An 11,890-nucleotide genomic window follows, 5' to 3' on the forward strand; every position below is an offset into this window, starting at 1 on the left:
GTAGCCTAACTCAGCTAAAAGCTTACATACTATAAAAGTAAAGGAATTTTTAAGACAGGACGAAACGTGAATTTAAAGAATCTTGAAGCATTTTACTGGGTGGTGACTTTAAATAGCTTCAATAAGGCAGCAACTAAATTACAAACCACGCAGCCTGCGGTATCTCAAAAAATCACAGCTCTTGAAAATGAATTAGGTTTTAAAGTTTTAGACCGAAGCTTACGGCAGTTTAAACTGACCCATAAAGGCATGACTTTATTTAAATATGCCGAAAAGTTTATGCGCTTAGAAACAGATCTGGTCGCAGAACTTACCGAAAATCAGCACCTGACCGGAACCATACGTTTAGGCGTTTCCGAAACCATTGTGTATACGTGGTTGGTTGAATATATCGAAAAAGTTCAACAGGAATTCCCAAAAGTTTCGGTTGAAATTGTGGTAGATCTGACCCCTAACTTGCAAGAAGGGGTACGTACAGGCGACTTGGACATGGCCTTTTTGCTTGGGCCAACTTTGGCTTTTGAATGTATTGAGCAGTCGCTATGTAACTTTGAACTGAGTTTCTTGGCGGCGCCATCTTTTAAAGGTGGAATTGGGCAAATGTCTTTTAAAACTTTAATGTCGCATACCATTTTAACCTATCCAAAAATTACCTATCCCTATAAAGAATTAAAGGCAAAAATGAAAGAAAAGGGGATTGATGAACCACTTTCTATTACCAGTTATTCTTTAGCGACGTTATTGCGTCTAGCCGAGCAAGGTTTGGGTATTGCGGTCGTGCCGACCTTAACGGCATTAAAGGAAATTACCGACGGACGATTGGAAATATTAAATACGCCCATCCGTTTAAAAACCTTTCATTTCACGTCTATTTATATTCATGGTAATGACGTTGCTTTGAAAGAAAAATTAACTGAAGTAGCGATTCAGGTTTCAGAAAGTGCCATGAAAAGACTCAATGAACAAATTAAAAAATAAGATGTTTCTTGAATGCTTTTTATCCATATTTTTTCTTATTAAAAAAAGCTGTTTTGTAGGTAAAACGATAAAAGCAGCTTATGTACTTCAATAAGTAAAATTTATCCCACTCTTCCTTTTGAAGATAAGTTTATAAAAATCAAAAGTTTAAAATTTTAAATTTCTGTAAAAAGTCTTATTGTTCGTAGGGATTAGCTATGTTTTTATTTTAAACACAAGATTTGATCACCGATTGTGTTGATTGGGGAACAGGGAATCTTTGTCATTTAAAAGGATTAAAGAATATCGTTTGGGACAAAAAATGATGTTCTTGATTCAATTTGAAAATAGCGTTGTTAAGCTCAAATGGATGAGGAACGCATTAATATGTCTTTACTGAAATCTTCTTTTTTATCAGATCGCCAATGGGCCATTGTTGCCTCAATTTTTATGATGGCGACCTCTGCAATGGGCCCAGGATTTTTAACCCAAACTGCTGTATTTACAGTTAAGTTAGGTGCTGCGTTTGGCTTTGCAATTTTAATTTCTATTTTAATTGATTATGTCGTCCAACAAAATATCTGGCGAGTGGTGACACTTACCCAGATGCGTGCATCAGACATTGCCAATAAAGCCTTACCGGGTAGTGGTTACTTACTGGCGTTTCTGGTGATATTGGGTGGGTTTTTCTTTAGTGTCGGTAATATTGCAGGTGCAGCTTTAGGTTTAAATGCACTTTTTGGCCTAGATACAAAGTGGGGCGGTATTTTAAGTGGTGCCTTAGCCATTTTGATTTTTGCTTCTAAAAAAGCCACGCTTGCCATGGATAAAAGCATGATCGTGTTGGGATTGCTTAAAATCTTGCTGATTATTATTGTGGCCGTCATTGTAATGCCTCCTGTTGGGCAAGCAGTTCAGCAAACCTTTGCTCCAGACCAAATCGACTTTGCCATTATTACTACGATTGTTGGCGGTACAGTTGGTGGTTATATCTGTTACGCCGGAGCACACCGTTTACTCGATAAAGGTGCTGTTGGACCTGAAAATATTAATGAAGTTGCCAAAGCTGCGACCAAGGGCATTGTTGTAGTCGGCATCATGCGTTATGTGTTGTTCTTGGCTTTTTTAGGTGTGGTAGTAAGCGGTGCTCATATTGATTTAGCCAGTCACGATGCCAATCCGGCAGCCCAAGCATTCCAATATGCGGCAGGCACATTTGGTTTTAAATTATTTGGTTTAATTTTCTGGGCGGCGGGTATTAGTAGCACGATTGGCGCAGCATATACTTCAGTGTCATTCTTTACTGCATTTAAAAAGAACTTAACACCAAAACAGACCAACTATACGACCATTACCTTTATCGCATTAGCGTTATTGCTCTATGTGTTATTGGGTGCAACTCCGGCAGGCTTACTCATTTTCGTAGGTGGTTTTAACGGATTGGTGTTGCCAATTGGCCTTACAATTTTTGTGTATGTGGCTGCATGCCGTAAAGATTTAATGGGTAATTATAACTATCCAAAATGGTTACTTATTTTGGGTGGATTAACATGTCTGTTAACGTGGTGGATGGGTTATATGTCATTTACGACAGTGTTTAACTATTTGACCAAGCTTTAAGCCAGACGACATGAATTGATAAAGGAATAATGCCATGTTTGTAGATTTAAATAGTGATTTGGGCGAAAGCTTTGGCTCATGGAAAATGGGTAATGATGACCAAATTTTACCTGTCGTGACCAGTGCTAACATTGCTTGTGGTTTTCATGCTGGTGATCCGCTCGGCATTTTAAAAACGGTTCGTAAAGCCGTAGAGCTTGGTGTGACCATTGGTGCTCATGTGTCTTACCCAGACCTTGTTGGGTTTGGCCGCCGTAATATGGATTTGTCACGTGATGAACTCATTGCCGATGTGCTTTACCAAATTTCTGCGCTCGATGGTTTAGCGAAAGTAGCTGGCTCAAAAGTGCAGTACGTTAAACCACACGGCGCACTCTACAACACGATTGCTCACGACCAAGTTCAGGCAGCAGCCGTAATTGATGCCATTAAAATGTATAACCCTGAACTGGTTTTAGTTGCTTTGGCGGGTTCAAACTTAGTCGAGCAAGCACGAGCTGCTGGTTTAAAAGTTGTATCAGAAGCTTTTGCAGACCGTGCCTATAACAGTGATGGTTCATTAGTTTCCCGCCGTTTAGAAGGTGCGGTTTTACACGACTCGGCATTTGTTGCGAGCCGTGTGGTGTCTATGCTTAAAAATGGTGGGGTCGAGTCAATTGATGGCGTATTTACCCCAATTCAGGCTGACACGATTTGCTTACACGGCGATACCGACGGTGCACTAGAAATGTCGGCTGCCATTAAAGCCGAGCTTGTAAAAAATAATATTGAAATTCGCCCATTTGTAAATAAAGCATAAGGAAGAGCGCAATGTATAAGGATATTAAAGTCGACCCAGCTCAGCTTGAAGCCGCATTACATGCACGTTTAAAAATCCGTGCAGGTTTCGATAAACCAACCGCGGGTATGGCTGCGGGTATGACGCAGGTCAACATGATTTCAGTGCCAAGAGATTGGGCATATGACTTTTTACTCTATGCACACCGTAACCCGCAAAGCAGCCCGGTGCTTGATGTGCTCGAAGAAGGCATCTATGCAACTAAGCTTGCAGCAGATTCAGACATTCGAACTGACTTTCCACGTTATCGCATTTGGAAAGATGGCGAAATGGTCGATGAAGTGACCGATGCGAGAGAAATTTATAATGCTCATCCTGATTTGGTGACTTTCTTGATTGGTTGCAGTTTTTCGTTTGAAACGGCTTTGCAAGAAGCGGGTATTGAAGTTCGTCATATTCATGATGACACCAATGTGCCGATGTATCTGAGCAATATAAAGTGCGAACCGGCAGGGCGTATTTCAGGAAACATGGTGGTGTCCATGCGACCAATTCCGTCGCATCAAATTAGTGAAGCGGTAAAAATTACAGCGCGTATGCCAAGTGTACATGGGGCACCTGTACATATTGGTCATCCTGAAAGTTTAGGCATTAAGGATGTAAATAAGCCTGACTTTGGTGATGCTTCTCGTATAGAAGCGGGTGAAATTCCAGTATTTTGGGCATGTGGGGTAACACCGCAAGCAGCAGTCATGAACTCGAAAATTCCTTTTGCCATTAGTCATGCACCGGGCTACATGTTTATTACCGATATTCCTGACCGTGCTTGGATAGGCTAAATAGCTAAAGAAGAATTAAAAAGGATAAGCAAATGCGTTTTTTATCGGTAAACGCCGATTGTTTTCTAATTGAGCTTGCGAGCCTAGAAGAAACATTGGCGTTGTACAATAAATTGCAAAATACGCAATTGAATGGAATTAAAGACTTAGTCCCCGCTGCAAAAACAATTTTGGTTTTTTTTAATGAGATCGAAACCAATTTTAAAACGCTAGTTGCTTCAATTCAGAGCCTCAAAATTGATTCTGGATTTGAGCGTAGCAGCCAAGAAGTGATTGTGCCGATTTGCTATAACGGCGAAGACCTTGCGCAAGTTGCCGAGTTACAAGGGCTGACTGTTGCTGATATGATTAGAAAACATCACCAAAGCGTGTGGAATGTGGCTTTTATTGGGTTTGCGCCGGGCTTTGCGTATATGAGCAGTCCCGATAAGCCTTTTACCGATATTCCACGCTTAACGGTCCCACGTAAAAAAATACCGTCAGGCTCTTTGGGGTTGGCTGGAAAATACTCTGGTATTTACCCAAAAGACAGTCCGGGTGGTTGGCAGCTGATTGGTACAACAACAGAAAAAATGTGGGATTTAGAGCGTAAAAATCCTGCATTGCTGTTACCGGGCATGACTGTACATTTTGAAGATGTCACGCATCGTCCAACTACGGTGACTGTACCGCAGCAAATCACACGTAAGGCTGAGCCGAAACAATCGGTGCCACTATTTAAGATTACCGCGCCAAGTTTACAAATGCTTATTCAAGACGAAGGGCGTTTAAATCAGACCAATATTGGTGTTGGTGTGGCAGGTGCAATGGACTTGTCTGCAATGCATAGTGCTAACCGTATTGTCGGGAATCCAACCGATACACCCGTTATTGAAGTTTTAAATGGCGGCCTAAAAGCCAAAATGCAGCATGCTGGCGTTATTGCGGTGGCAGGTGCCATTTCAAACATTCGTGTGAAATTTGCCGACGGTCAAACCGCGGACTTTGCAAGCTATCAACCGATTGATTTAGATGAAGGCGATGAATTTCAAATTCAGCCACCAACCGCAGGCTTAAGAAACTATCTGGCAGTTCGCGGTGGTATAGACGTTGAACCAGTGCTCAATAGTGCTTCGTTTGATAGCTTAGCAGTGTTAGGGCCAGAGCCTTTAAAGCTTGGAGATAGCATTTACCAAGGGCAAGTAAAGGCAGCCAATATTAGCGTAAATGAAGTTGGTAAAACCGATTTGCCACAAGCTGGCGAAGTCGTTGAGCTAGATATTGTGATGGGACCACGTACCGATTGGTTCGAACAAGACAGTATTGAACTGCTCTGTCAGCAAGAATGGCTCGTGACCAATGAAAGCAACCGTGTCGGGCTAAGACTTTCAGGTGCGCAGCCTCTAACTCGCAAAATTACCCATGAACTGGAAAGTGAAGGCACGTGTATTGGCGCTTTGCAAATTCCACCGAGTGGGCAGCCGGTTTTGTTTATGAATGATCATCCTTTAACGGGCGGATATCCGGTCATTGCTTCAGTTGCTAAACACCATTGGGATTTGGTGGCACAGATTCCGGCAGGTTGCTGCATCAAATTTAAAAAAATTGCCGAATTTACAGATTTTGAGAATGAATGATGAATACAGAAAAATTATTGATTGCTAACCGCGGTGAAATTGCCGTTCGTATTATTCATGCTTGTCGTGACATGGGAATTGCATCGGTCGCGTTATATGCAGATGACGATATTGATAGCATGCATGTCGAACTTGCAGATGAAGCATGGGGCTTGGCTGGTGCGACTGCCAGTGAAACCTATTTAAATATTCCAGCCATTATCGAAGTTGCAAAAAAATCGAAAGCAACCATGGTCCATCCGGGTTATGGCTTTTTATCTGAACGTGCTGAATTTGCCCAAGCTGTGATTGATGCAGGTTTAAAATGGGTAGGGCCATCTCCAAGTGCCATTGAAAAACTAGGTGATAAAATCGAAGCACGTAAAATTGCAGCTTCGGTTGGTGCGCCTTTGGTTCAGGGTACGCAAGACCCACTCAACAATGCAGATGAAGTTTTAGAGTTTGCCAAACAATATGGTTTACCAATTGCCATTAAAGCCGCGTTTGGTGGTGGTGGGCGTGGCTTAAAAGTCGCGTGGAAACTCGAAGAAGTCAAAGAGCTTTATGAGTCGGCAGTACGTGAAGCAAAAGCGGCCTTTGGCCGTGGTGAATGTTTTGTCGAGCAATATCTTGATAAACCGCGCCATGTAGAAGCGCAAGTAATAGCCGACCAACATGGCAATATTGTGGTACTGGGTACGCGTGATTGCTCGTTGCAACGCCGCAACCAAAAGTTAGTCGAAGAAGCGCCCGCGCCATTTATTAGCGATGAGATTTACCAACAAATTTTAAGCTCGGCAAAAAATATTTGTCAGGCTGCAAACTATGTCGGTGCGGGAACAGTTGAATATTTACTGAGTCATGATGGCAAGCTTTCATTCTTAGAAGTAAACACACGTTTGCAAGTTGAGCACCCAGTGACCGAAGAAACTTCCAAAGTCGATTTGGTGGTTGAGCAAATTCGCGTGGCACAAGGCCATGAGCTTTCTATTAAAGAAACACCGAAAGCACAAGGCCATGCCATTGAGTTTCGCATTAATGCCGAAGACCCAGCCCGTGGGTTTATTCCGGCCTTTGGTGTGTTGAGTTTGTTTGAAGCGCCATTTGGTCATGGTGTACGAGTGGACACTGGCGTTCGCACGGGTTCATTAGTATCTAGCCACTTCGACTCACTCATGGCAAAACTGATTGTCACTGGTCCAACCCGCGAAGTTGCAATTGCCCGTGCGAAACGTGCTTTGAAACAATTCAAAATTGAAGGCGTGGCGTCGGTTTTAGACTTCCACCGTGCGGTACTCAATGAACCTGACTTTACAGATGAATTTAATGTACATACACGCTGGATCGAAAATGACTTTAAACAAGAGTTAATGCCAACCAAACGTGGCATTCCAAACCATCAACAACCAATGTTGCTGAGCTACATTGAAATTGATGGCAAGTTACACCGTCTAGGTTTACCTGCGGGCATGTTTGCACAAGGGCCAGCAACCGCCGTTCAAGCCCAAACAGCCGAGCCAGAAGTCAGTGCTGAGCATTTACTTGCGCCCATCAATGGTGTGATTAGCGCTTGGAAAGTTGAAAATGGTGAGCAAGTCACAGAAGGGCAAGTGGTTGCCATTATGGAAGCCATGAAAATGGAAGTTCAAGTACTGGCACATCGAAGTGGTGTTATTCAGATTGGTGCCGAGAAAGGCGCGACCTGCCATGCAGAAACTGCTATTGCGAGTATTCACTAAGCTTTGAACTGTTTTAAATTGATTGAGTCTTAGTCCGCTACGGCTCAACATAACCTTTATCTATCAAGTGAGTGAGGAATTTTTTCTACGTTGTCGTTAACGAATTTCGTCTTGAAAAAATACAGTAATTATGAGATATTTGTCACAGTTTGGTGATACAAAAATTAATCACTGTATTGAAAGCTCGCATATGCGGGCTTTAATTTTTAGCCCAGTTTAAGCATTTCTCACTTAATGAGCTGGCAGCATAAAAACAATTTGAGAATTTGGCACTCCCTCAAAGGCGAATTGAAGAAAGCGAATGAAAATTCTACCTTCATCTGAATATGATCAAATTCTAAAATACAGTGTCTACTGGCTTGTCATTTCGATTGTGATTGGAGTCGTTGCAGGGTTAGCATCGACTTTAATTTTTGTGGCTTTTGATATTTCAAATAAAGTGAGAAGCCTGCATCACTGGCTTATTTATTTCTTGCCTTTTGTAGGTTTTGGTATTGGTTATCTCATTAAAAAATATGGTTCACCCATCGAACGCGGAACTCATTTACTCATAGATGAAATTCACCAACCCAAGTCGTTTATTCCAAAACGAATGAGCCCCATCATTTTTATCACCTCAATTTTAACGCAGTTGTTTGGTGGTTCGGCAGGGCGAGAGGCGCCAGCAGTTCAACTTTCGGGTGCTTTAATTGACCACCTGAGCCATATTTTAAAAATCTCGGAAGATAACCGAAAAATTTGCTTAATCGCCAGTATCGGCGCGGGCTTTGCTGGGGTGTTTGGCTTGCCTCTGGCGGGTGCAATCTATGGTTTAGAAATTACTGCCTTAGGTAATTTAAGATACTCAGCCATTTTCCCATGTTTTGTGTCGGCGCTGATTGCTTCGGCCATCCCTGAGCTATTCGAAATAGTTCATCCGCATGTTTTTTATGTGATTAGTGAGTTTCCAGCTATTCATTTTGGAACGCTCATGAGCCTGATTGCGGCAGGGTTGATCTTTGGTTTAGTTGCGCGTTTCTTTATTGCAGCCATCCATTTTGCGAGTGACGTTTTTTATAAATACGTTCGGTATTTGCCTTTAAGAACGATGGCGGGTGGTATTGTCATTATGCTACTTACTTTGTTCACTGCGCATCAGCAATACAATGGTTTGGGTACAGATAAAATCATTTCATCTTTTTATGTGCCGATTGAGTTTTACGACTTTTTTAACAAGACCATTTTTACCGCTATCACTTTAGGTTCAGGTTTTAAAGGCGGTGAAATTACACCACTGTTTTATGTGGGTGCGACATTAGGTAATGCTTTAGGCGCAGTTTTAAATCTACCAATTTCATTGCTTGCAGGCCTAGGCTTGGTCAGCCTTTTTTCAGGCGCGAGTAAGGCACCGTTAACCTCTATTATTTTAGCTGTTGAGCTATTTGGAATGAATGTTGCGACTTATGCGATTATTACTTGTTTGTTGGCAGCGCTATTTTCTGGGAATTGTGGATTGTATCGCCGTAAAAAGTTGATGGATTAGTACCGGGGTTATAACAAAAGGCCTGATTGGATTTTTCTTCAATTAGGTTATCTTTAATTTTTTATAATTGATTTGATTTTACAAAAACTTTTCTAAAATCATACCATGGACTGCAATTACGCCATTTTAATTGAATGTATTCTATTCCCATATTGTGAGTAAGATCCACTATATTCTGTATATCTGCTTCTGAACAGCTCGCCCCGAAAACAATACCTTTTAGAGAATGTTCATATGGAAATAAGAGTTGCTTATTTTTATATCCTTGAAGAATTAACCTATACTCATTTTCATTTTTCCAATCTTCTAATTTTTCAAAAAAAAGCCTATTTTTATAAGTTTCCGCATGGGCCAAAGCATAGTCTTCTAAACCCAATTTTTCTAAATAATCAACATTAACAATATAAGCAGAATCCCTTTCCCCAATAAAACGATCTATATATTTTACATCTTGCATAAAATATGTATAACTATTAAAAGTTGCAATGAATGATTTTTCTAAAAGTTTTTTCTCAAAGATTAAACATATTCCCGTATGGTTTGCTGCATATTGTGCCCACATCCTTGAATGACCATATCCTCTTTTAGTTATATCTTGAATATGATCACCTGTTAATTCTTTATCTTTGGTGAAACAAAGCATATAGGTCGAAGACTTAATAATAAAATCTACCTTTGATGAAGTGTCAAACAGATCATATTTATCTAAATCAGCATTTTCATTGGTACCTAATTCAAAAAGCCAATTTTTTGATTCCTTTGGATCATTTGTGTTGAGCATACTTCCTAGTTGTAAGTTTTTGTTTTTTAAAATGTAATCTATCGCTGTAGATGCTTTAGTATAATGGTATAAATATATGTCAGATTCATATTCAAAAATTAACATTAAATTCCCTCAATATCTAAAATTTCTATGTCTAAAGTGTTCTAGTTAGATAAAACTATTTTATGAAGAACTTCTTTAAAATTAATATTTTTATATATCATATTAAGAAAAGAATAAATAAAGATGTTTATTATTCGCAATATTTCATAATCCAAACCGTAATAGCTTTTATTTCCCCAACCGCTCTACTTTAATACGATTGTCATTTCTTACGCTTGACGCCAATAATAGCGAATACTATCCTTTGCCTGCTGGCCTACATTGCCAGTCGGTTTTAGCAGACCGTTTTCATCTAGAACATCAAAAAAGTAATTTTTTGGTGGTGAACTCGTTCGTCCCCCTTCGTAGCGGTAGGACGGAGGAGGGACGCCTTCGGGCGTGCCAGTTCCTAGATGACTGGTCTGCTAACCCTCTTTCGTTCTGCCACCATAATCATTTAGCAGTGATCTGGTAGAACTTCTATTTCATCTAGGAGTCCGCTATGCGTACTATTTCTTCTCAATTTTTGGCCTTTGCCAAAATCTCTCTATTTATACCGTTTAAATACTCTATAAATTGGTTTAACCGACTCTAGGTTTTTACACCTAAACATCGTTACGACTAAAAAATCATAGCAACAATAAACCCGAGATAGGCGAGCACATCTTTATTGTGCGGCTTTTGCATGCCTGTATTTAGCACTCAATTTAAGAGTGACGGTATGTCTATCTCTTTTATATACAACAAAAAATTATTTTAAACGGTATAACTATGCCAAATTTAGAAGCTTCATTTAGAGCACTCAGAGTGCTTCATACAGCAAAAGATTTATTTAACCAATATGGATTTCATAAAGTCGGTATTGACCGAATTATTGCCGAATCTAAGGTGACCAAAGCCACGTTTTATAACCATTTTCATTCAAAAGAAAGGCTCATTGAAATGTGCTTAACCTTTCAAAAAGATGGGTTAAAAGAAGAGGTATTTTCTATTATTCATTCTTATCGTGAACTTATGGTGTTTGATAAGCTGAGAAAAATATTTTATCTCCATGCCAACCTCGAAGGGCTGTACCGTTTACCTTTTAAAGCCATTTTTGAAATTGAAAAGTTTTATCCCACTGCCTACAAAGTGGTGGTTGATTATAGAAACTGGTTAGTGACCCAAATACATGGCCTACTTTTAACCGTCAAACCCACAGCTTTAATGGAAGATGCTTACATGTTTTTGTTTGTGATTGATGGGGCAATGGTTCAGCTTTTAAGTAAAGAGGAAACAGATGAACGAGATAAATTATTAGATTATTTTTTAAGAAAGCTGTCTGAGTGTTAAGTCTAGAAACAGTAAAATAAAAAAGCCCATCACTGGGCTTTTTTACTGAGTATGGGGTTATTAAAACTTAAGCTTTTTAAGGCCACGACTCACGCCATTTTGTAAAGCCGCTTTAATAATTGGGCCAATAAAAGGAACGCGACCTTTAAAGCTAATGGTGTAATTTAAACGAGTTCGGTTATTTCCCAAGTCTGTAAATTGCATCACACCACGGTGTGCCTTAATTGGGCTAATGCCGCTTGTAATTGCGTACTCGATCAGTTCATTTTCTTTGTAGACTAAATTTGTTTCAACAAATGAAGGTGTAAACGGAATAGACATCTTGCGTGCAGAGCCAACCCCATTACGTGCATCCTTTCCATTACTAATGCGAGTGACTTTAGCAGGGGCAAAAAGTTTACTTAGATTTTCGTGTTCACTTAAGGCGGCAAAGACCTTGTCTACGGGCGCATCAAATTCTTGTACGATGTTGATTTTTTGAGTTTTTAACATCTTGTTCCCTCTAAAGTAAATTTGACATGAGTAATTGTCAGAATTTGGATATTAGCATGCTTTTCACTAGGGTGGAATTCTAGTTCGTCGGCGTGATTTCATCTCTATATTGCATGTTTTTTGTTAGAAGTGGAGCCTTAATTCATTTGCA

At 40.2% G+C, this 11,890-nt stretch carries 10 protein-coding genes; 8 read left to right on the forward strand and 2 right to left on the reverse strand.

Annotation, left to right across the window (positions count from 1 at the left end; all coding sequences use genetic code 11):
- Positions 1-66 precede the first annotated feature (66 nt).
- From mumR to NQ782_RS03490, 7 genes are all read left to right on the forward strand, one after another.
- Positions 67-978 (forward strand): LysR family transcriptional regulator MumR, encoded by a 912-nt coding sequence (mumR, locus tag NQ782_RS03460; protein WP_031988143.1) that lies wholly within the window; start codon positions 67-69, stop codon positions 976-978.
- 345 nt (positions 979-1,323) lie between these two features.
- Positions 1,324-2,577 carry an NRAMP family divalent metal transporter gene (locus NQ782_RS03465; protein ID WP_001987220.1) on the forward strand — a complete coding sequence of 418 codons (1,254 nt, stop codon included), beginning with the start codon at positions 1,324-1,326 and terminating at the stop codon, positions 2,575-2,577.
- A gap of 34 nt (positions 2,578-2,611) precedes the next feature.
- Positions 2,612-3,376, forward strand: coding sequence for a LamB/YcsF family protein (locus NQ782_RS03470; protein WP_000496076.1), 765 nt, complete (start codon positions 2,612-2,614; stop codon positions 3,374-3,376).
- An 11-nt stretch (positions 3,377-3,387) separates the two neighbouring features.
- Complete coding sequence (locus NQ782_RS03475) at positions 3,388-4,194, forward strand: putative hydro-lyase (RefSeq protein WP_267581176.1); 807 nt, start codon at positions 3,388-3,390, stop codon at positions 4,192-4,194.
- A gap of 32 nt (positions 4,195-4,226) precedes the next feature.
- A complete protein-coding gene (locus tag NQ782_RS03480) occupies positions 4,227-5,810 on the forward strand; it encodes an urea amidolyase family protein (RefSeq protein WP_001211804.1) in 1,584 nt (527 codons plus the stop codon).
- A complete protein-coding gene (locus tag NQ782_RS03485) occupies positions 5,810-7,528 on the forward strand; it encodes a biotin carboxylase N-terminal domain-containing protein (protein ID WP_057093009.1) in 1,719 nt (572 codons plus the stop codon). The genes NQ782_RS03480 and NQ782_RS03485 overlap by 1 nt, the downstream gene beginning before the upstream one ends.
- Positions 7,529-7,829: 301 nt before the next feature.
- Positions 7,830-9,050 (forward strand): chloride channel protein, encoded by a 1,221-nt coding sequence (locus NQ782_RS03490; RefSeq protein WP_000698627.1) that lies wholly within the window; start codon positions 7,830-7,832, stop codon positions 9,048-9,050.
- A gap of 61 nt (positions 9,051-9,111) precedes the next feature.
- On the opposite strand, the gene NQ782_RS03495 is transcribed toward NQ782_RS03490, so the two are convergent.
- Positions 9,112-9,936: a DUF2971 domain-containing protein gene (locus NQ782_RS03495; RefSeq protein ID WP_057094473.1), complete on the reverse strand. Its 825-nt coding sequence runs from the start codon at positions 9,934-9,936 to the stop codon at positions 9,112-9,114.
- A 750-nt stretch (positions 9,937-10,686) separates the two neighbouring features.
- On the opposite strand from NQ782_RS03495, the gene NQ782_RS03500 reads away from it, so the two are divergent.
- Positions 10,687-11,247 (forward strand): TetR/AcrR family transcriptional regulator, encoded by a 561-nt coding sequence (locus tag NQ782_RS03500; protein WP_086231147.1) that lies wholly within the window; start codon positions 10,687-10,689, stop codon positions 11,245-11,247.
- Between the two features lie 60 nt (positions 11,248-11,307).
- Here the strand turns inward: NQ782_RS03500 and NQ782_RS03505 are convergent, their stop codons facing one another.
- Positions 11,308-11,739, reverse strand: a complete 432-nt coding sequence (locus tag NQ782_RS03505; RefSeq protein ID WP_000921226.1) for an SRPBCC family protein — start codon at positions 11,737-11,739, stop codon at positions 11,308-11,310.
- Between the last annotated feature and the right edge of the window lie 151 nt (positions 11,740-11,890).

This window comes from Acinetobacter sp. BD54 (assembly GCF_044778325.1).
GTDB classification, from domain to species: Bacteria; Pseudomonadota; Gammaproteobacteria; order Pseudomonadales; family Moraxellaceae; genus Acinetobacter; species Acinetobacter baumannii.

Excerpts from the sequence above, each read along its gene's own strand:
- NQ782_RS03470 (WP_000496076.1), top strand. The coding sequence starts at position 2,612 with ATGTTTGTAGATTTAAATAGTGATTTGGGCGAAAGCTTTGGCTCATGG.
- NQ782_RS03480 (WP_001211804.1), top strand. The coding sequence starts at position 4,227 with ATGCGTTTTTTATCGGTAAACGCCGATTGTTTTCTAATTGAGCTTGCG.
- NQ782_RS03475 (WP_267581176.1), top strand. The coding sequence starts at position 3,388 with ATGTATAAGGATATTAAAGTCGACCCAGCTCAGCTTGAAGCCGCATTA.
- NQ782_RS03495 (WP_057094473.1), bottom strand. The coding sequence starts at position 9,936 with ATGTTAATTTTTGAATATGAATCTGACATATATTTATACCATTATACT.
- NQ782_RS03490 (WP_000698627.1), top strand. The coding sequence starts at position 7,830 with ATGAAAATTCTACCTTCATCTGAATATGATCAAATTCTAAAATACAGT.
- NQ782_RS03500 (WP_086231147.1), top strand. The coding sequence starts at position 10,687 with ATGCCAAATTTAGAAGCTTCATTTAGAGCACTCAGAGTGCTTCATACA.
- NQ782_RS03465 (WP_001987220.1), top strand. The coding sequence starts at position 1,324 with ATGGATGAGGAACGCATTAATATGTCTTTACTGAAATCTTCTTTTTTA.
- NQ782_RS03485 (WP_057093009.1), top strand. The coding sequence starts at position 5,810 with ATGAATACAGAAAAATTATTGATTGCTAACCGCGGTGAAATTGCCGTT.
- NQ782_RS03505 (WP_000921226.1), bottom strand. The coding sequence starts at position 11,739 with ATGTTAAAAACTCAAAAAATCAACATCGTACAAGAATTTGATGCGCCC.